Annotated in this window: 9 protein-coding genes and 3 pseudogenes; 6 read left to right on the forward strand and 6 right to left on the reverse strand. The window is 70.4% G+C overall.

Annotated features, from left to right (window positions below):
* Positions 1-29: 29 nt before the first annotated feature.
* Positions 30-2,144, reverse strand: coding sequence for an ATP-binding protein (locus tag QF027_RS15990; RefSeq protein WP_306981724.1), 2,115 nt, complete (start codon positions 2,142-2,144; stop codon positions 30-32).
* A 232-nt stretch (positions 2,145-2,376) separates the two neighbouring features.
* Here QF027_RS15990 and QF027_RS15995 point away from each other — a divergent pair, with 232 nt between their 5' ends.
* Positions 2,377-5,562, forward strand: a complete 3,186-nt coding sequence (locus QF027_RS15995; RefSeq protein ID WP_307075236.1) for an AfsR/SARP family transcriptional regulator — start codon at positions 2,377-2,379, stop codon at positions 5,560-5,562.
* Between the two features lie 986 nt (positions 5,563-6,548).
* Here the strand turns inward: QF027_RS15995 and QF027_RS16000 are convergent.
* Positions 6,549-6,841, reverse strand: a pseudogene (locus tag QF027_RS16000) (VapC toxin family PIN domain ribonuclease); the annotation flags it as partial.
* 338 nt (positions 6,842-7,179) lie between these two features.
* Here QF027_RS16000 and QF027_RS16005 point away from each other — a divergent pair.
* Positions 7,180-7,692, forward strand: coding sequence for a hypothetical protein (locus QF027_RS16005; RefSeq protein ID WP_307075238.1), 513 nt, complete (start codon positions 7,180-7,182; stop codon positions 7,690-7,692).
* Positions 7,693-7,802: 110 nt separating this feature from the next.
* On the opposite strand, the gene QF027_RS16010 is transcribed toward QF027_RS16005, so the two are convergent.
* Positions 7,803-9,344 carry an FG-GAP-like repeat-containing protein gene (locus QF027_RS16010; RefSeq protein ID WP_307075239.1) on the reverse strand — a complete coding sequence of 514 codons (1,542 nt, stop codon included), beginning with the start codon at positions 9,342-9,344 and terminating at the stop codon, positions 7,803-7,805.
* Between the two features lie 83 nt (positions 9,345-9,427).
* Positions 9,428-9,955, reverse strand: a complete 528-nt coding sequence (locus tag QF027_RS16015) for a hypothetical protein (RefSeq protein ID WP_307075240.1) — start codon at positions 9,953-9,955, stop codon at positions 9,428-9,430.
* Positions 9,956-10,506: 551 nt separating this feature from the next.
* Between QF027_RS16015 and QF027_RS16020 the strand changes: the two genes are divergently transcribed.
* The 3 genes from QF027_RS16020 to QF027_RS16030 all read left to right on the forward strand — a co-directional run bounded on the left by QF027_RS16020 (position 10,507) and on the right by QF027_RS16030 (position 16,094).
* Positions 10,507-13,875: an ALF repeat-containing protein gene (locus QF027_RS16020; protein WP_307075241.1), complete on the forward strand. Its 3,369-nt coding sequence runs from the start codon at positions 10,507-10,509 to the stop codon at positions 13,873-13,875.
* A 42-nt stretch (positions 13,876-13,917) separates the two neighbouring features.
* Positions 13,918-15,303, forward strand: a complete 1,386-nt coding sequence (locus QF027_RS16025) for a NucA/NucB deoxyribonuclease domain-containing protein (protein ID WP_307075243.1) — start codon at positions 13,918-13,920, stop codon at positions 15,301-15,303.
* Positions 15,304-15,452: 149 nt separating this feature from the next.
* A complete protein-coding gene (locus QF027_RS16030) occupies positions 15,453-16,094 on the forward strand; it encodes a DUF6461 domain-containing protein (protein ID WP_307075245.1) in 642 nt (213 codons plus the stop codon).
* Positions 16,095-16,546: 452 nt separating this feature from the next.
* Here QF027_RS16030 and QF027_RS16035 read toward each other — a convergent pair.
* Positions 16,547-16,855: pseudogene (locus tag QF027_RS16035) on the reverse strand (IS200/IS605 family accessory protein TnpB-related protein); the annotation flags it as partial.
* A gap of 385 nt (positions 16,856-17,240) precedes the next feature.
* Here QF027_RS16035 and QF027_RS16040 point away from each other — a divergent pair.
* Entirely contained in the window at positions 17,241-20,468 is a 3,228-nt protein-coding gene (locus tag QF027_RS16040; RefSeq protein ID WP_373432414.1) for an NPCBM/NEW2 domain-containing protein, read from the forward strand.
* Between the two features lie 123 nt (positions 20,469-20,591).
* On the opposite strand, the pseudogene QF027_RS16045 reads toward QF027_RS16040, so the two are convergent.
* Positions 20,592-21,440 (reverse strand): annotated as a pseudogene (locus QF027_RS16045) (LysR family transcriptional regulator); the annotation flags it as partial.
* Between the last annotated feature and the right edge of the window lie 26 nt (positions 21,441-21,466).

Here is a 21,466-nt window from a genome sequence, read left to right on the forward strand (position 1 = left end):
CCGGTCGTGAGCGTCGCCGCGCGTCGCCGTCATCCGAGCCGGCGCGCGTCCGCCGGGCTGGTGACCTCGTACAGGGCTCGCGCCCTGGCGCGGAAGTCGTCGGCAGCCGTTTCGTCGCCCCGCTCCCGCGCGCTGTCGGCGAGCATCTCCAGGCTCCGCGCCTGCCAGTGCACGGCGCCGGAAGCGGTGAACGCCTCCAGCGCCTCCCGCATCTGAGCCGTGCCCAGAGTGTGATCGCCGCCCCGGGCGCGGGTCCGGCCGAGGAAGGCCAGGGCCCGGGCGGCATCGTGCGGGTCGGAGACGGCGAGCAGACCCTCCCGGGCAAGAGTGAAACAGGTGAGGGCTCGCTCGAGATCCTGTTCGGTGAGCGCGACCTCGCCGAGCAGGATCCGCGCGAGCGCCACCCCGCGTGGATATCCGCACCGGGTCCACGTCTCGACCGCCCGGTCGAGATCGGACACGGCTTCGGCGTACCGGCCCTCCGCGATGCGGCAACCGCCGAGCCCCAACAGGGCCTGGCCTTCGTCCCGCCGGTCTCCGGCCTCCCGGGCGGCCCGTAGGGAAGCCGTGTACCACTCGACGGCCTCGGCGGTGCGGTGCGCCGCGCTCAGGCCGATGGCCCCGGAGTTGAGCATCTGTCGTTCGGCTTCCCGGTGCCGGTCGGCACGGGCGGCTTCCAGCCCGATCCGGTGCGCCTCGATCCACAGGTCGTAGTGGCGCAGGCGGAGGAACAACGGCCACATCGCGTCGACGAGTTGCCAGGCGGTTGCGTGCCAGCCGCGCTCGGCGGCCAGGCGCAGGACGGACATCAGATGAGTGCGCCGGGCGTCCAGCCAGCCGAGGGCCTCCAGTTCGTCGGTGAAGGACACGGGGAGCCGGACAGGGTGTGCGTAGTCACGGGGCAGGGTGAACTGGATGGGGGTGATACGGCGTTGAGCCTCGGTGGCGGTCCGGAGGTAGCTGTCGGCGACCCGACGCTGGATCAGATCGCGGGTCTCCGCGGCCTCCGAGGCGAGCGCGCGCTCGTACGCGTGCACCCGGACCAGGTCGTGGAACCGGTAGGTGTCCGGGCCGATGTCCTCCAGCACATTGGCCTCGACGAGTTCGTCCAGCCGCCGCTGCGCCCACGTGGGCTCCTCGGCACAGGCCACGGCCGCCGTGTGGGTGTCGACGGTGGACACCGGCAGCAGACCGAGCGCCCGGTAGAGCCGGGCCGCCGGCTCGCTGAGAACCGCGTACGACGCGTCCAGGGCTTTCTGCACCGTCCCTTCTCCCTCCACTTCGAGTGCGGCCAGCCGGTCGGTGTCGGGTGTGAGTGCCTCGACCAGTGCGGCGATCGGCTGACCGGGGCGTGCCGCGAGCCGTGCGGAAGCGAGACACAGCGCGAGCGGCAACCCCGCGCAGAGGGTGACGACCTCACGGACGGCAGGCAGTTCACGGGCGGTTCGGGCCTCGCCCGCACCTCGGACGAAGAGCTCCATACCGGCGGCGGCGGTGAGTGAACGCAGCTGGTGGAACTCGGCTCCGTCCATGCCCAGCCCGGTCAGCCTGCGACGGCTCGTCACGATGACGAGCCCACCCGGGCCGCCTGGCAACAACGGCCGGATCTGCGCCGCGGTGAAGGCATTGTCCAGCATGACGGCGAGGCGTAGCTCCGCGGTGAGCGTGCGCCACAGGGAAGCCTGTTCGGCGAGACCGCCAGGCACCGCGGGGGTACCGAGGGCCCGCAGGAACTGACCGAGGATCTCGCCGGGGCTCGCCGGGCCGTGCGCGTCGTGCCCGCGCAGGTCGGCGTACAACTGCCCGTCGGGAAAGGCCGACGAACGGCTGCGCAGCCACCGGGTGACGAACGTCGTCTTGCCGACACCGGCGGGCCCGTTGACCACGATCAGCTGCTGCCCGGCGCCGCTCTCCTCGCGCGAGGCGACCAACCCGTCCAGCGCGGCGGCTTCCTCCACACGGTCGGTGAAGTGCGCGGGCACCGGCAGCAGTTGACGTGGCTTGGGTGGCGCCTGAGGCGGAGACGCCTGCACATGGATGCCGCCGTGGATGTCACGCGCCTGGACCGTGGGGCCGTACAGGTGCGCCGCGCCGCCGATGGTGTTGCTGCTCCCGCCCCGGTCGTCATCTCGCGCCGCAGCCATCGCCCGTCCTCCCCCGACCGGTGTCACGCCGTCTGCATCAGGGCGGTCCTACCCTCGTCTCACCCGGGGAAATGCGAACCGACGATCGGATGCGATCAAAAAAGAAACGATTCAGCCAGCGCGCGGGCACATCTGGAAACACTCTGCTCTTCCTGTCATGCTCATCGCTCCGTTACCAAGTCCACTGCCCCCTGCCGTTCTCGTCGAACGGCCGGACCAGCGGGAGGCGCTGGTGGAATTCCAGGTACTGGGCCCGGTGGGGCTCCGCGTGGACGGCCGTCGCATGGAGCTCGGCTCGGACAAGGAGCGGGTCCTCATGTGTGCCCTGGCCCTGGACGTGGGCCGCCCGGTCGCGCTGGACACGCTCATCGACCGGCTCTGGGACGACGAGCCGCCACCCCACGCCCGTGCGAACGTGCACACCTATGTCTCACGGATACGTCGGCATCTGCGTCGCGCCGAGGCAACGCGCGCGGAAACTCCCGGCATCACCAGCCGCGCCCACACATACACCCTGGAGGCCGCTCGCTCCTCGGTGGACTGGCACCGGTTCCAGCACCTCGTGGCGGAGTCCGGCGCCCTCATGTCGGAAGGGGACGACGAGCAGGCGGTCGCCGTCACGGAACGGGCCGAACAGCTGTGGCGGGGTGAGGCCCTGGCCGGCCTGCCGGGACTGTGGGCCGAAACCGTGCGCAGGGCCCTGACGGAGCGCCGACTCGGTGCCACCGTCTCGCGGATCGCCGCCTCGCTGCGGCTGGGCCGGTTCGACCGGCTCAGCTCCGAACTGTCCGCCCTCGTCGAACGACACCCGGGCGACGAGACACTCGCAGGGCAGCTGATGGTGGCGTACTACGGCACCGGTCGGTACACCGACGCCCTGCGCGTTCATCAGGAGACACGGCAGCTCCTGTTGACGCAGTTCGGTTCCCGTCCGGGGCCCGAACTGAACCGCATCCACAGCGGAATCCTCGATCGTCTGCCGGTGGCCGCGCTGGTCCGGGGCGAGCGCAATCCCGGGCATGCGGCCCCGGCACAGCGCCAGACCGCCGGAACAGCCGCGCGTCCACGCCCTCGTCCACCCCGGAATCTTCCGCACCAGCCCCCGCTCGTCGGCCGCCGCACGGAACTGCGGGCCCTGAGCGCGGCACCGGAAGCGACGACCACGGACGGCGCGGTGATCAGCCTGGAGTCCGTCGGCACGGTCAGCGGTATGGCCGGCGTCGGAAAAACCGCTGTAGCCGTGCACGGTGCTCGCGGGCTCACCGAAAGATTCCCCGACGCCCAGCTCTACCTGGATCTTCGCGGACACTCGCCCGTCGAGAAACCCCTGGACCCCGGCACCGCCCTGGCCACTCTCCTACGCCTGCTCGGCGCTCCTGCGGAGACGATTCCCCTGGAGCTGGAGGACCGCACCGCCCTGTGGCGGACCATGCTGGCCGAGCGCCGGGCAGTCATCGTGCTGGACGACGCGGTGAGTGCCGATCAGATCCGACCGCTGCTGCCGGGTAGCCCGACGTCTCTGACGATCATCACCAGCCGACGCCATCTCACCGGCCTTCCGCACGCCCGGCACATTCCGCTCGACGTGCTGCCGGACGACGACGCCGTCGCCCTGTTCCGGTCGTTCGCCGGCGAGGAACGCGCCCGGAACGTCCAGGAAGTCACCCGAATCGTTCGATTATGCGGCGGCCTCCCGCTCGCGATCGAGCTGGTCGCGAGCCGCTTCCGCACTCATCCGTCATGGACCCTCACCACCCTCGCCGACCGCCTTGCCCGGCCCGAGGGCCGACTGCGCGAGATCCGGGATGCCGATCAGGACGTGACCCACGTCTTCGACCTCATGTACCGGACCCTCCCCGATGACCAACGCAGCGCGTTCCGCCGCCTCAGCCTGCACCCCGGCCCGGACTTCACCGCGGAGGCGGCCGCCGCCGCCCTTGGCCTGCCGCCGACCACCGTGGAGCGCACATTGGAGTCGCTGTTGGCCTCGCACACGCTCCGCGAGCCCACACCTGACCGGTACAAATACCACGACCTGCTCCGGGAGTACGGCCGGTCGAGAGCCGAGGTCGAGGACAGTGAGCAGGAACGGTCCGACGTCCTGCGCCGGCTGACCGACTTCCATACGGCCGCCGCCGACCGCGCCGACCGGCTCGCGTATCCCCGCCGCACCAGGCCGGTCTCACCGACCGTCCTCCCCCCGACCGGCATGCCGCAGTGGCCCGGCCCCGAAGCCGCACGGTCATGGCTGGCCGCCGAACGGACCAACCTCCTCGCCATCGAGGCTTACGCGCGCGGCCACGGCCGTCCGGAGGCGGCCGCGCGACTCGCCTACGCCTTGGCCGGCTTCCTCGACACGGAGTGCCACTGGCGCGACGCGCAAACCGTGCTGCGCCCCGCCGTGGACCACTGGTCCCGCACCGACGACCCGGCCGCACTGTGCCGTGCCCTCGCGCAACTGAGCGCCGTGCACGCACGTATCGGCCAATATCCGGAGGCCGCCGAGACCGGGGAGCGCGCCCTGGAGATCGCCCGTACGATCCGGGACGCGGAGGCCGAGGCGGAGACCCTGCGCACACTGGGCACGCTCCAGTGGCACATGGGCGAGCACCGGACGGCACTGGTGCTCTTCCAGAAGTCGTTCGGCCTGACGGCGTTTTCCCATGACCCCTGGGACAGGGCCCGCGGTCACAACAACATCGCGGTCACCCTGCTGTTCCTGGGCGAGCACGAACGGGCCCGCAAGCACTTCGAGAAGGCACTCGCCGGTTTCACGGAGGCGGGCGACCATACGGCGCTCGGGAAGACGCTCAACAATCTGGGTGACTTGGCGATGAGGGCCGGGGATGTGGAGTCCGCGTGCCGATCGTTCGAGAAGTCGCTCCGTTATCTGGAGCGGTCCGGGAACCGGTACGACCGTGCGACGGTGCGAGGAAGTCTCGCCGACGCTCTCACCGAATCGGGTGACACGGCAACGGCGGTAGCACTATATCAGGAGACACTCGCCGAATTCCGCGCCCTCGGCGACCGGAAGAGCCAGGCCGACACACTCATCGGGCTGGGCGAGGCGTATCGCAGAGCTGGGGAGACGGAAGGAGCGACCCGGAACCTCTCGGACGCCCTCGACATCGCCCAGCACATCGGGGCGGCCCACCAGGAAGTGCAGGCCCAACGATGCCTGGGCCAGGCCTATTTCACCGCGGGCTGCCTCGCCTCGGCGAGCCATCATCTGGAGTTGGCCGTCGCGTTGGCCGAACGTACGCACGACAGCGACGAGAGAGTACGGGCCCAAAGAGCGCTCGCCGAGGTGCGATCGGCGTCGGGCGATGCGACGGCCGCCCCCACCCCGATTAAACAAGCGTTCGAAAGTGCGCACATTCGCGACCAGTTCGAGGGCAATTCCGAGGTAATTCAATGAACAACCACCCCCTCCCCTCGCTCGACGCGGGGACAAGCTACTGATCTCCGTTCAAATTTTCGCGTTACCGGGCCGCGACTGCTAGGTTTCCCGCACCGTAAGCAGATTCGAACAGGGAAAGGGAACAAGCACGTGCCCAAAATGCACCACCGAGCATCCGTGGTGACTGTCTTCATCACCCTGGGTGTTCTCGCTCTGGCGGCCCCCGGCGCCGCTGCCGCCGAAACCGTTTCGACCACGAAGGTCGGTACGGACAGGTGCATCATCATCGCCACTCCCGAATAGGCCGGCACACACCGCCGACCGGTTCTCCTCACAGGTCACATCCCTGACCGAAGCGGAACTCCCCACCCGGGAGACACGTCGGGGTGGCATCACCGGCCACCCCACCCACCGAGCCGACACTCCGGCCGAATCCCTTCCCCCCGCTCCGAGAGGCCGTTGAAGCCTCTCTTGGCGCACCCCACAGTGGACAAGACCATGGCGCGCGCCGGACGGCCACGGACCGTGCGCAGACGGAGGGGCGGTGCGGGTGTGGAGCCCATATCGGTAGCCCTGCTGGCAGCCCTTGCCGGAGGAGCCGGCGGGGAAGTCGGGCGACAGGCGTGGGCGGGGCTGTGCTCCCTGGTGCGGCGCTCGACCCCACGATCCGTCGGCTCCAGCACGCCCGGAGTGAGTTCAGGGGAGGCCGAACTCACCTGCCTGGCAGACTCCCCCACCGACCCGACACGGGCCCAGGATCTCAGCAACGCCCTCGCCGTACGCGCGAGGACGGACACTGTCTTCCGAACCGAGCTGCGCCAATGGCACGAACAGGCCGCTCTGGTGCGCACCGACAGCGGCAACGTCCATAACGAGGTCTCGGGGTCCACCCTCTCCGGCCCGCTGATCCAAGGCCGGGACTTCCACGGAATCACCTTCACCTCGCCTCCCGCACCGCACCGCACCCAGACCCTGATCCAGGCACGACGAACCCTCACAGGTGACAGATCGATCGAGCCCGCCGCGCGATGTGGGCCCCGTTGCGTGAGCTCGTCCTGGCCGGCGTCGACCCGAGGCCACGCGTTCTTGGGAACCGGCGAAAGCAGGCAGAGGGCGTCCAACACCTCGGCGGGTCGTCCCTATGAGCGGGGCCGGTGGCCGAGTGGAGAGAGTCGGTGCGCGTCGGCTCGCAGATGTGGAACACCCCGGCAGCGACGTGCCCCTCCCACGGCCGCAGCGCGCCGGGAACTCGAAGGAGGTGCCACAGAGCGGACGTGTCCAACAGGTAAGTGATCACTCGAAGGCCGTACGCCGGGCACGCTTCTGCGCGTCGTACGCCGCCGATGCCTGCTCGAACCCACCCCGCGCGCCCCTCGCAGAGAGCTTCTCGGCCGCGTGTGTGGACGTCCTCCAGGGCCTGTGCACGCGGGTAGCCCTCGGGGGCGGTGAGGTGCCGGGACCGGAAGTCGCTCATACGGCGGGCAGACGGGCACGTTGCGCGGCTCTCCGGACAGGGCTTCGGTGCCCCGGGCGAGGCGCGGGTCGTTCTCGTGTCCCGGGACGAGCGAGGACTCGCAGCCCCGGCCGTCGACACGTGTACGGGGACCGGGACCGTCCAGTCCGCCGCCGGCCTGGATGCCCTCGAGCATCTCGGTCTCGGCGGGGCGGCGCTGCACGGCGCTCGGGCAAAGCCGGACCGGGCGGGCCGGTCACGCTCACCCTGCCAGCCGACGGGGCCGGCAACGCCTCAGCGGTCTGCTGAACGTCACCGAGACCGACGCCACCGCCTCCAGCCGGGTCGGCCCTGGAGCGGGCACCGGCGATCTTCCGGGCGCCCCGGGCTCGCCCTGCTTCGCGATCTCTCCGACTCCGGTGCCGGACACCCGCGACGGCACCGGCGCGGCCCAGCGCACACTTGGCGCCACGTCCAAGCCCAGCGTCAAGGTGGCGCTGACGGGCATCGAGCCCACCACCAGCACCTGGCTGTCGGCCTACGCCGACGGATCTGCCCTGCCGGCGGCTCCACCCTGGCCCTGGCCCCGGCCGGTTCCTACCGCACCGGCTGATCTCCTCGGGGCTGCGACCGCCGTGGAACCAGGCGTGGGGTTCGTCCCGGTGCGCAAGCAGTCCGGAGGTTCCCTCGAGTAGATCACTCGGCGAACCGTCCGGACTGCCGCGCCGTCAAGCCGATGACCGAAGCGTGCCGCAGGCGAAGACTGCCAGCGGGCGTTGCCGGTCCGCAGCCTCGTCACCGCCGCTCAGAAGATGCGGTAGGGCCCCCAGCCGGTCCCGGCCTGGTAGCGGGTGCCCAGGGTGTCCATGCCGGACTTTCCGGTGCCGGGATAGACCCACAACGTGCCGTCGGACGCCTGACGGGACAACACATCGGTCAGCCCGTCACCGTTGAAGTCCCCGGTGCGGATGGCGTTCTGGGTCTGCCAGCTCCTGCCGACCTGGTAGCGGGTGCCGAGGGTCCCCATGCCCGGCTTCCCGGTGCCGGGGTAGACCCACAACGTCCCGTCGGACGCCTGACGGGACAACACATCGGGACGCCCGTCGTTGTTGAGGTCGCCATTGGTGATGACGTCCTGGCTCTTCCAGCCGGTGCCGACCTGGTAGCGGGTGCCGAGGGTCTCCATGCCCGGCTTCCCGGTGCCGGGGTAGACCCACAACGTGCCGTCGGACGCCTGACGGGTCAGTACGTCGGTGAGCCCGTCGGTGTTGAAGTCCCCGGTGCGGGTGACGTCCTGGGTCTGCCAGCTCCTGCCGACCTGGTAGCGGGTGGTGAAGGCCTCCATGCCCGGCTTCCCGGTGCCGGGGTAGACCCACAGGGTGCCGTCGGACGCCTGACGGGACAGCAGGTCACCGATGCCGTCGTTGTTGAGGTCTCCGACGGTGACGGCGTCCTGGCTCTGCCAGCTGGTGCCGGCCTGGAACCGGGTGCCGAAGGTGCTGCCGCTCGCGTTTCCGGTGCCGGGGTAGATCCACAGAATGCCGTCGTCCTTGACGGCCGCGAGGTCGGCCTTGCCGTCACCGGTGAGGTCGTCCGGGTCGCGGGAGACGGCGTGCTCGACCCAGTCGCCGATGTCGTCGACACGGGTGTCGACGGCACCGGTACGGGTTTCGGCAGGATCGATTCCGAGACACCCGCCTTGCCAGGAGCGGGAGTTGACGGCGACGAGTTCCGTGGTGCCGTCGACGGTGCGCAGCGCGGGACCGCCCGCGTCGCCCTTGCAGACGGTCGCGGTGTCGGAGCCGTCGAGGTCCACTGTCGTGTCGGCGGTGGCGGCGACGGTGAACGTACCGGCGTGGAGCTTGTCGGGCACCCATTCCGTCTTGGTGCGTCCGAATCCGGCCTTCACCAACTCCTCACCCGCAGCGGCGGGCGTGGTCGCCAGCCGGACGGGCGTGATGCCCGGATCGGTGATCCTGGCGGCGAGTTTGACGAGCACCAGATCCCGGTCGGCGTGCGGGACGAGCCGGATGGCCGACAGGACGCTGCCGCTGGTCTGGGTCAGGTCGGTGCGGCCGACGGTGACGGTGGTGGTGACGGCGGGCTTACCCGCGGGGGGTTTGCCGTCCGCGGCAAAACAGGTGGCCGCGGTCAGGACCCACTGCGGGTCGATGAGGGTGCCGGTGCAGGCACTCTGTTCACCGACGTTGATCTTCGCGACGTAGTTCAGCTGCGCCGGGGCGTCGGCTCCGGTGAGTGCGGTGGCGGTGGCGGAGCTCAGCGCGACAGGGGCCGCGATCAGGCCGGCAGCCAACGCGGCGAGCCGGTGGCGTCTGGAGAGGTACATGAAGGTGGGTTCCTAGTCACGAGGGCTGCGCGTCCTGTGGGCACCGGACCGCGCGGCGGTGAGCAAGTCGGTGTGAACCGCGGTTACTTGGCGGACCGGATCTCGACGAGCATGTGATCGCGGCCCTCCGGGTCCGCGGCCTCACCCACCGGCGTCCAGGAGTTCTTGGTGATGTCGAACGACTTCTCCTCGGTGCCTACGGTCATGTCGACCGCGGTCGTGTAGTCGTTGCCCTTGATCGCGTAGACCGCGGGGATCTCCAGGGTCAGCCAGCCGGAGTTGCCCACCACCTTGAAGCAGATCCTGTCCGCCTTGTCGCGGGCCATGATCTCCAGGAGGCCGGTCCCACCCGCGCAGTCGGCCAGGGTGATGTGCCCGTCACCGCGCTTGAGGACGATCTTCTTCTCGGCCAGGATCTTGTCCGCCAGCGGGTAGGCGAAGTCCTCCACCGCATAACCGGGGGCGCCCTCCGCGACCAGTTCGGTGGGGCCCGAGTGTTGCGACGCCCCGCCGGGGAAGCCCGCGGTCACCGCGATCCAGGCCAGGGCGCCGGCCGCGGCCGCGCCCAGCGCACGCAGCGCGAGCCGCTTGCGTTGCGGCTTCGTGGACATTCTGCCGTGTTTCCTCATTACATCCCCAAGTTCGTCGCCGACGGCCGGATGTTCATCACCGGGTTCGAATTCGGGTACACAGGAATGCGATATCGACATCACTCCGCCGGGAATGTCCCAACTCCCCTGGAAAGCGGCCCCCTTACCTCTCGCAACGAGAGGCCCCCCGTCTCGGTAATCGTCATCCGGTTCGCCATACCAACATGAAGACACTCTCAGGTCGAGTGCAGAGAACCATGCAAAAAGCCACATTCCTCGCGGAGTATTGGTGATCCCCGTCACATCCAGTAAGGGTTGTACGGCAGATTGTGGAGGACATGTAAATGCTCGTCGAGATCCAGTCAGTGGCTGGAATTCCCACCGATGTTGAGGGAGCGGACTCCACAATCACCTCCTTTTGTCAGAGCAGTTGATATGGTCCGGCACTACAAGAAGCGCGATTTGTACGCCACTTCACATCCGATGACATTCCATCCCACGGGCACGTCGGGAACCTTCTCGCCAGCGAGATCCGACATGTCCGGTCAACAGCTCACGGGGACAACTCTCTTATGCAGACAATTTTCTGGAGCCGGCGCCGTGTGCTCGGCGCGCTCGCCGCCGCCACCGCCGTGGCCTCCACACCCTCGGTGCTCCTCGCCCCGGTCGCCGCCGCGGCGGAGGGTACGGCCCCCGACCCCGTCCCGCTGCCGGACACCGAGCGGGCGAAAGTGGTCAAGGCCTGGATATCGGGCGGAAGAGGCGTCAAGGCCGCGGCCGCCGAGGCCCTTGCCGGCTCCGACAGCGAGATCCAGACCTTCCTGACCGAAACGCTGCCGAACCAGACCGTGCAGGACAACCGCGTCGCCATCGTGAGCAGCCTGGACCGCGCGGGCAAGGGCCTGCGCCGTGCGGCGGTCGCCGCCCTCGACAACGGTGACGCCGCCATCGCCGACTTCCTGAAGGACGGCTTCAAACCGGCCATCCTCGAGGACCTTCAGGTGGCCACCAGCATTGTGTCGGGCACCGGCGACAAGGCGGTCCAGCGAGACGCCACCGCCGCCCTGAACGCCGGCACCCAGCCGAGCCTGTTCACGTTCCTCACCGACACCCAGTACAACGCACGCCTGGAGGACGCCCGGGTCCACGTCTCGGCCATGCTGACGCAGGCCGGCCCTGAGGTGCAGAAGTACGCCGAGCGTGCCCTCAGCGGCACCGCGTCCGACGTGGAGTGGTTCATCGAGACCGGGCAGCACATCGCCCGTGCCCGGGACCAGGAGTCGGCGACGATCGAGGAGCTCGTCGCCGTCGTCGTACGGGAGGGCAAGCGCGCCGAGCGCGAGACGAACCTGGCAGTCGAGGCCTCCGCACGCGCCCAGACCGCCGCGGAGAAGGCGAAGGAGGCGGCGGAGAAGGCTGCCGCCGAGGCGGCAGCCGCCAAGGAGGATGTGCAGAAGTCCGGGGCGGCGGCCCGCAAGGCGGCGTCCGCCGCGAAGGGCGCGGCGGACGCCGCGCGGAACGCCATCAACTCCTCGAACGCCGCCGTGTCGGCGTCCCGCCGCGCCTCCTGGGCCGCCACCGGCGCCGCCCAGGCCGCCGCGAACGCCGGCAGCGCCGCGGCCCGCGCCTTCAATGCCGCGATCGGTGCCTCCAAGGACGCCGGCAAGGCCGAGGCCGCCAAGAACGCGGCGGTCGCCGCCCGCAACGCCGCGGCCAAGGCGCGTACCGCGGCCAAGGCCGCCGATCAGGCCGCCGTCGCCGGAACCAAGGCCGCCGCCGCCGGTTCGGCCGCCGCCTCCGCCGCACGCAACGCGGCCGCCGCCGCGAACGCCGCTGCCCAGGCCGGGGCCGCCGCCGGCGCCGCACAGTCGGAGGCCACCGAGGCCAAGCGCCAGGCCGCGATCGCGTCCAGCGCCGCGAACCGGGCCACCAATGCCGCCTCCAAGGCCCAGAGCCTCGCCACCACCGCGGCCGCCGCCGCCCGCACCGCCCGGGACGCCGCCAACTCCGCGGCGGACCACGCCGACAAGGCGGCGGCAGCCGCCGAGGAGGCCGTGAAGTACGCGGGCCAGGCCGTCGACTACGCCAACAGGTCCACCGCCCACGCGGCGGCGGCCGTGCAGGCCGCCAACACCGCCACCAAGGCCGTGTCGGACGCCCTCGTGGTGGAGCAGAACGCGCGGAACGCCGAGGCGGAAACCCTTGAGCAGGACAAACTGCAGGCCATCGAGGAGGTCAGGCTGCTCGCCGAGATCGAGGCGAAGGAGCTGACTGCCTATCAGAACAAGGCCGCCCAGGTCCAGCAGACCGATCAGGCGACCAAGGATCTGATCGCCAGGGCCGAACAGGCGCTGGCGGCGAACGACATGGCGGCCGCGGCGGTCCTGGGCCGCAAGGCGGCCGTCGCCCTGCTCGGTTCAAGGGGTGCCTGGACCCGGCAGGCCGCCCAGTTCGCCCTCTCCGGGACGGACGACGACGTGTACGCCTGGATCGACCTCGACCGGCTGCTGGCCCAGGGGCAGGACGACCGGGAGACCACGCTCCACGTCGCCACGATCGCCGGCCCCAGGATCGCCGAAGCGGCCCAGGGCGCCCTGGAGAGCCCCGATGCCAAGGCGGTCGGCGACTTCCTCACCAGCGGCATGAAGAAGGCCTCAGACGAGGACAACCGGGTGGCGATCAGCCGCATCCTGGCCTCGAACCCCGGCAGGGCCGTCACCGCCGCGGCGAACAAGGCACTCAGCCTCAACACCACCGAAGCGCTGCAGAACTTCTTCGACCACGACTACCCCGAGGCGATCCGGGAGGACGACGCGGCCCTCACCCTCACGCTGATGAACACCGGGGGTGCCTTCACCAAGGCGTACGCCGAGGTGGCCATGGAGGGGCCCACCTGGATGCGCCGCAACTTCGTCTCCCTGGTGCAGTTCCGCACGGCCCGGCTCGACCACGACACCGCCACCCATGTCGCCGCGATCCGCGGCGCCATCGCCGCCGCGGCGAAGATCGCCGAGAAGGCGCAGGAGAACGCCGCCTTGGCGTCGAAGGCCGGCGCCGACGCCCGTAACGCCGCCGCCGAGGCCAAGCAGTGGGCGGACAAGGCACTCGACTCCGCGGCCAAGGCCGACGACTACGCGGACGAGGCCAGGCGGAACGCGGACGCCGCCGACAAGTCCGCGGCCGACGCCAAGGCGTCCGCGAACAGGGCGAGCACGGCGGCGTCGACCGCCCGGGGTGCCGCCCGCACCGCGAACTACTCGGCGAACAAGGCGATGGACTCGGCCCGCGCCGCCCTCAAGTCGTCGTACAGCGCCCAGGCTTCGGCCGCCGACGCCCGCGCTTCCTCGATCGCGGCGGGCAAGGACGCGGCCACGGCCGCCGCCGCGGCCACCGAGGCCAGGCAGATCGCCGCGGCCAAGCGGGAGGCCGAGGTCAGGGCGGCTGCCAAGGCTGCTGCCGAGAAGGCCCGCCGGGAGCGGGAGGCCAAGATCAACCCGGCCGACAAGGACACCAACGACCAGATCAACCCCAACGGCACCGGCGCGGACGCCGACGAGTGGTGGAACGACGCCGGTTTCTACGCCGACGCGTTCAACGCCATCAGCGTCGGCGCCGGTTTCCTGGCCGCGGGCTGCGCCCTCGCCGCCTTCGTGTTCCCCCCGGCTGCCGCGGCAGCCGGCTTCTTCTCCGCGGTCTCGATGGGCGCCGGCGCCCTTGGCACCCTCTTCACCGGCATCGAACACGGCTTCTCCAGCGGCGAGTTCATCGAATCCGCCATCGGCACCGGCCTGAGCCTGGTCACCTTCGGCCAGTCCAAGTGGCTCGGTGCCGCGGACAAGGCAGCCGGCGGCCAGATCATCAAACCCGTCGTCGGCAAGATCGCCGACGTCGGGGAGGACGTCGTGTCAGGGGCCGCCAAGGCCCTGTCGTCGATCTTCTGAGCCGCCGCACCTGTTCCTTCCCCACCACACCTGAGAGAAGTCATGACCTCATCACGCATCAGATGGGTGCTGCTCGCTCCGCTCCTCGCCATGGCCCTCACGGCGACCGGTACCGCCGGCGCTGCCGAGGGCCGGACCGCACCCGCCCGTACGTCCCTTCCCGGAGGGGCCGACGCGACCGCGGACGGTGGTTCCCCCGCTCCCGCCACGACCTTGCAGAGCGCCGCCTTCGCCGCCGAGGACTCCTGCTCCCGGCTCCCCGCCGCAGCCCGCGCGACCGTACCCGACGCCGTCAGCGCATGTGTGAGCGTGGACGGCGGGAGGGGCACGGCGACCCGTACGAAGACCGGTGCGCCCGCCCCGGCAGCCGCCGACCTCGCTGCCGACGACCCGGGGGACGGCCTCGGGACGGAGTTCGAGCCGGACGCCGACGACCCCGAGCCGCCCCCGCCCTCGTGTGCGCTGACGAGTCAGGGAACCTGGACCTGGAGCCGCACCGGCGGCCTGTGCCTGAACGGCGTCGAGGTCACGTACACCCTCTACGACCAGAACGGCAAGACCATCGGCACCGGCCTCATCCAGGTCAACTCCACACTCGCCACCTCCTACAAGTCCCTCGACCTCAACGAGACGATCACCGCCAAGCTGGTCCGGGTCACCGGCGATGTGAAGAGCCTCGTGGTGAAGATGCAGGTGGGCTGCGGTGCCGGCTGCACGACGGTCACGAAGCAACCGTGGTACGGCGCCTCCGAGATGACACCCGGTACGGAAAAGACCGGAAAGACCAAGTACAGCGGTGACGCCTTCGCGGCGGACACCACCCGTTCCTCTTTCCGCACCAGCTACAAGATGTACGTGACGATGCCCGGTGCGACCCCGGTCGACCCCAACGCCTCCTGGTCCAGCCCCGCGACCGGCGAGATCCGCTGCGACAAGGAGCAGCCCCGGCTGCGCGGCTGCGTCATACCGACCGACGAGATGCCGGTGCTGAGCTACTCGCAGTCGCACGAGAAGTACGGCATCGTCGTGCCCATCTACGAGGAGATCATGAGGCGCCGGGGCACCGACGTCCTGCACGCGGTCAACCAGACCAAGGCGAACGCCAATCGCGCCTCGACCTGCACCCCCTTCACCAACCTGTACCCGGGCGAGGTCGGCAAGGACAGCTGCGACGAGTTCCCGCCCGCCAGCACGCAGGAGGGCGGCCAGGACGGCGACCTGTGCGCCGAACTGACCCCTCAGGTGGTGAACGGCCTGTGGTCCGCCCCGGCGACCTGGCCCACCCGGCCGACCTCGGGCGACGAGACCTGTCTGCGGCTCCACATCACCCAGCGCGCCAACAGCTCGGCGGGCGGAGTCCTCGGCTCTCTTCGCAAGTACCAGCGCCTCGTGGACGGTGACCCGTTCCGCATCGAGTTCACGGCATAGGACCCCACAGGTGTCCCATGCCGTGACCGGCCCCGCTGTCTGAACCCGGCATGATGAACCGGGCTCCCCGCCGCGCCTCGCGCGCCGCGGGGAGCCCGGAAGGCTCAGCCCCGGCAGTCGATGCCGGGCGTGAAGGACGGAGGCAGACCATGGCGGCAGGCACGGACGCGCGTTCGCTCAACTGGGCGACATCCTGGATGTGTGTCACTTTCACCCGAGGGCTGGGCCCCGAGGAGGTGTTCGCCCGGTACGGGGCCGACCCGGAGCAGGCACGTCCCCTCGACGCGGACGAGGCCTCGGATCTTCTCTCGGACGACTCCGGTGACGGAGCGGTTTCGCTGCTGCGGTCCGGCAGGCTCGGCGACTGGGCGTTCTGCGTCGAGGAGGACGGTGCCGTCGGATCCTGGAGCGAAGCGCTGACGGAGCTGTCCCGCGGCACCGAGACGTACAGCGTGCTGACCACCGAGGGACTTGACGTGTTCCAGTACTGGCGCGACGGCGAGTGCGTCGAGAACTTCGAGCCCGGCATGGAACACACCCGGCCCGAGCGGACCGAATCCTGGTGGGACCGGGTGGAAGCGGCGCTCGCCGCGTACGAGGGTGAGGACACCGGGATGGCTCCGGTGGTTGCCCTGCTCCTCGACCACCTCGGCATCGCCCTGGACGACACCGCCCTCGCCGGGCCCTGGCCCAGTCTGACGCTCGCCGAGGACGACGCACCGTCGGCACCGCGGGGTGACACCTACGCGGGCGAGGGACCGGTTCCGCCCCAGCCGCCGCTCGGAGGGTGAGCGCGGCCCTTGCCCGATCAGCCCGTGATCCGAGAGGGAGCCATCCTCACCGGACCCCTGTCACGGGGCTGTTCACGCTCGGGAACAAGCTCAGCTGATCAGCACCATCGGTAGCCGAGTGAGTCGTGGCCCCCGCGGCCGCTCGACGTGAGCGCGCTCTTCCCGCAACTGGCCCCACGGGCAGCGACCGGTTGCGTCCCCGCCCCTGGCGCCGTCGACGCTCGACAGTTCCGTCGGCGAGCCGCACCTGTGGGGCCACGTGAATGCCGCCTTTTCGCCGGGGCGGCGTGCGGCTCGTGCGTCGTAGCCGGGCGGCAGCGGCCAGCCGGACCAGCATCAGCAGCAGTACGAGCGTGAAGACCGCCTCCCTGACTCGCCACTTCAGCCGTGACATTCCGTACGCGGCCATCGAGTTGACGAACAGGCCACCGGTCACGGTCACCCGACCCGGGCCGCGACGACGCGTCGGCCAACTGGATGTGGGCGAGCTGGCCACGCCGGGCCAGCGCCCACTGGTCATGCGTGGCCTTGGTGAGCGAACCCGCCCACCGGGACGACGACACCGGCGTCAACGCCCGCTTACGGGCCGCCCACGTGTCCGCGCAGTGCTCCAGTCCCTGCCCGCACCGGACCTTCAGGTCCCGGGAGGCGAGGGACCCGAGGTGCGCGCCGACCAGCGCGAGGACCTTCTCATCGGCGGGCGTCAGCTGCTTGAGCCTCGTACGGACCGCCACCAAGCTCCCGCAACCCGCCCACCCCACACCCCCTGTACGGCCCGTCGACCCCTCCCAGGGCAACGCCTCCAGACGTCCGCCGGGGCCCTCCGTACTCACTCACACACGCCAGAACACACTGTGGTCAGCCTCAGTGGCACCCCGATCACCGGCACCACACCCAGCCCCTCTTCGAGCGACTCGGGTGGCGGTTACGGCTACTGACCACCAAAGGGGACGGCGCGCGCCCTGCTCATCGAGCGGTCTGCACATGGATGCGGTGCAATCTTCTGTTGAATTCTGTCTGGACCATTGTCCGACTGCGTGAGCTCCTGTAGCACTGTGCGCGGAGTGTTCCCCCTCCATCCCCCCTGCAACACCGGGAGCGCACATGTCCCCATCCCCATGGAGTCGTGCAACCAGACTGGGGAGCGTGGTCCTCACCACCCTCCTGCTGCTGTCGGCCACGGCGAAGGCCGGAGCGGCCGGGGTCCCCGCCGCAGACACCGCCCCCACCAGCGCCACCACCGTCACTGTGGACGACTCCGTCCAGGGAAGCGGCCGGGACCAGTTCGACTACCACGGCTCCGGATGGGGCCACGCAAGTGGCGAGGGCGCACCCGCCAATCCCTATGAGGGCACGAACAGTTGGACCGAGACCACCGGCGACTCGGTCGACTTCGCCTTCACCGGCACCCAGCTCACCTTCCGCGCGATCACCGACCCCGGCCATGGCATCGGCGCCGTCTCCATCGACGGCGGCACGCCCGTCGACGTCGACCTCTACAGCGCCACCCGCACCGGCGACGCCGCCGTGTGGACCAGCCCCACCCTTCCCGACGGCCCGCACACCTTCACACTCACGTCGACCGGCCGGAAGAACACCGCTTCCAGTGGCACGGCGGTGACCGTCGACCGGATCGACTTCGTCGGTGAGGCACCCGTCCCGGGCAAGACCGACGTCACCGTGGACGGTGCCGGCACCGGCCGCACCTTCGACGGCATCGGCGCCATCAGCGGCGGCGGAGGCAACTCACGGCTGCTCATCAACTACCCCGAGCCGCAGCGCAGCCGGATCCTGGACTACCTCTTCAAGCCGGGCTACGGCGCCGCCCTGCAGATGCTCAAGGTGGAGATCGGCGGCGACACCAACTCCACCGACGGGTCCGAGCCCAGCATCGAGCACACCAGGGGAACCGTGCACTGCGACAGCGGTTACGAGTGGTGGCTGATGGAGCAGGCCAAGAAGCGCAACCCGCACATCAAGCTGTACGGCCTCGCCTGGGGCGCCCCCGGCTGGATCGGCAACACGGACAACTCCCCCGGCGGCGGCGACTTCTGGTCCCAGGACATGATCGACTACCTGACCACCTGGCTGGGCTGTGCCCGCCAACACGGCCTGGACATCGACTACCTGGGCGGCTGGAACGAGCGCGGTTACGACATCGGCTGGTACGAGAAGCTGCACGCGACGCTCGCCGCCAGGCACCTCCCGGTGCGGATCGTCGGGGCGGACTCGGGTCTGGACGTCGCGGACGACATCGTCTCCGACCCGGAGTTCGCCAAGTCGGTCGACGTCGTCGGCGTCCACTACCCCTGTGAGGGCGGTGACGGCGGCAGCGCGAACAGTTGCCCGAGCTCCGCCAACGCCCAGGCCACCGGCAAACCCCTGTGGGCCAGCGAGAACGGTTCCCTGGACGAGAACACCGGCGCCGGCGCCCTGATCCGCTCCATCACCCGCGGCTACCTCGACGGCAAGTTCACCGCCTACCTCAACTGGCCGCTGCTGGCGGCGATCTACCCCAACCTGCCGTACGACACGGTCGGTCTCGCGGTGGCGAACCAGCCCTGGTCCGGGGCGTACGACATCGGCACCAGCCTCTGGACGACGGCCCAGGTCACCCAAGTGACCGAGCCCGGCTGGAAGTTCGTCGACAAGGCGAGCGGCTACCTCGGCGGAGACCGGGTCAACGGCAGCTACGTCACCCTGAAGTCGCCGGACAACTCGGCGTACAGCACCATCCTGGAGACCTCCACCGCGAGCAGCTCCCAGACCGCCGACTTCACGGTCAGCGGCGGACTGCCGACCGGCCCGGTGCACATCTGGGCCACCGACCTCAAGTCCGGCGGCACCTCCGCCGGTTTCGTGCACACCGGTGACGTGACCCCTGCGGACGGACACTTCACGGTCACCCTCCAGCCCGGCTACGTCTACTCCCTGACCACCACCACCGGTCAGGGGAAGGGCAACGCCGTCAGCCCGAAGCAGGGCCACCTCGCGCTCCCCTACAACGACTCCTTCGAGCAGAAGACCCCCGGGCGGGAGGCGAAGTACCTGTCCGACATGCAGGGTTCCTTCGAGACCGCGCCGTGCAAGGGCGGACGCTCCGGCCAGTGTGTCCGGCAGATGGCCGCGCAGCAGCCCATCGAGTGGCAGGACGACAGTGACGCGTTCGCCCTCCTCGGCGACACCGACTGGAAGAACTACACGGTCAGTTCGGACGTCTACCTGGAGCAGGTAGGCACGGTCGAACTCATGGGCCGGGTGGGTGACCAGCAGCGGCCGCAGTCCCACCAGGCGGGCTACTTCCTGCGGGTCGCCGACACCGGCAAGTGGTCGGTGGTCAAGAGCGACACCGGCGGCCGACTGGCCACCCTCGCCGACGGCACCACCCGAGCACTCGGCACCAACCGCTGGCACAAGCTCGGCCTGAGCTTCAGCGGCACCACGATCACCGCGAGCGTGGACGGCAAGCCGGTCGGCGCGGTGGACGACTCCGCGTACGCCTCCGGTCAGGTCGGCATCGGCGTGGTCGGCTACCAGACCGACGAGTTCGACAACCTCAGCATCACCCCCGTGAAGCAGGCCGCCGAAGCCCCGGCCACCCTCGCCGCTGACCTGCCGGCAACCATCCACCGCGGTGAGTCGGCGACCCTGAAGACCACCTTCACCGTCCCGGCGTCGGGCGACGCGGCCACCGGCCTCACCCTGCGGCCCGGTGCCCCGGACGGCTGGACGGTCACCGCCACCACACCGACGACCTTCTCGAAGGTCGCACCGGGCCAATCCGTCACGGCGAGCTGGACCGTCACCGCCCCCACGGCCGCCGCCACCCCCGTGTCCGTCACCTTCTCGCCCCTCGCCACCTACGTCCGCGGCGGCGTGCAGCACTGGACGTACGGCACCGCGAAGACCGAGGTGCCGATCCCGCCGCCCACCGGGAGCCCCTACCTGAGCGACCTGTCGTTCGTCTCCAGCAGCAACGGCTGGGGCCCGGTGGAACGCGACACCTCCAACGGCGAGCAGGCGGCAGGCGACGGACTGCCGATCACGATCCGCGGCACCGTCCACGACAAGGGTCTCGGCACCCACACCGACAGCGACGTGGCGTTCTTCCTCGGTGGCAACTGCACCCGGTTCACCGCCACCGTCGGCATCGACGACGAGGTCGCCCCGTACGGCTCGGTCACGTTCTCCGTGACCGCGGACGGCCGGACGCTGACCACGACCCCCGTCCTGACCGGCACCTCACAGCCCCTGCCCCTGGACCTCGACGTCACCGGTGCCCAGCAGCTGCACCTCGTGATCGCGGACGGCGGCGACGGCAACGCCCACGACCACGCGGACTGGGCCGACGCCCGTCTCACCTGCGCGAGTTAGGGCGCAGCACACCTCCGAGCGGGCGGCGCCCTTCACGGCACCGCCCGCCCGGCAAGCCGCGGGGTCGTGAACATGTCGATCAGGGGTGGCCGAGGCCCCGGGCAGAGCGCCGACGAGGCTGAGGAGCCCTCGCAGTGCCGGCGCGGTGCTTGCCGACCGGTGGGCCAGGGCGAGGTCCGCGGTGGGGATGGGCGGGGTCACCCGCTTGAGCCGCACCCCTGGAATCCGCAGCGCACGGGCACGCCCCTCGGGCACCGGGGCGATGCCGGTGCCCGCGGCGACGCTGAGGAGGAGTTGCTCGTCGTCGGGTTCTTCCCGCACGATGCGCGGCCCGCCGTCGGGCCACAGCTGCCGGGAGATCACGTCGTGCATTCCGGAGGCGTTCTCGCGCGGCCAGAGGATCACGGGTTCGGCGGCGATGCGCCCGCGGGTGACCCTGCGTTCACGGGCGAGAGGATGATCGGCGGGCACGGCCACGAGGAGTTCCTCGCGGGCGATGCGCCGCCACTCCAGGCCCGCGTCGTCCAGCGGCGGCCGTACGAAGGCGGCATCCAGCCTCCCGGCCGGCTCGGTGATGTTGTGCGCCGTCCACCCCGTCCGTACGACGAGATCCACGTCCGGATGGAGGGTACGGAACGCGGCGAGGAGGGCGTCGACGCAGCCGCCGCGGGCGGAGCGGGTGAGGGCCAGGCGCAGTTGCCCCTGGTGCCCGCCGACGGCTGCACGGATCCGTTCCCGCGCCGCGTCCGCGCGGGCCAGCAGTTCACCGGCTTCGTGAGCCACGACCTCGCCGACGACGGTCAGCCGGCAGCCCCGGCTGGTGCGTGCGAGCAGCGGAGCACCGATGTCCCGTTCCAGCGCCCTGATCTGCTGACTCAGGGCGGGCTGGGCGATGTGCAGCCGGAGCGCGGCCCGCGTGAAGTTCAACTCCTCGGCCGGCACGCGGAAATACCGCAGCCGCCGCAGGTCCATCCTCAACTATAAGCACGCCTTATGGC

Origin of the sequence: Streptomyces canus (assembly GCF_030816965.1) — a bacterium.
In the GTDB taxonomy this organism is placed as follows: domain Bacteria; phylum Actinomycetota; class Actinomycetes; order Streptomycetales; family Streptomycetaceae; genus Streptomyces; species Streptomyces canus_E.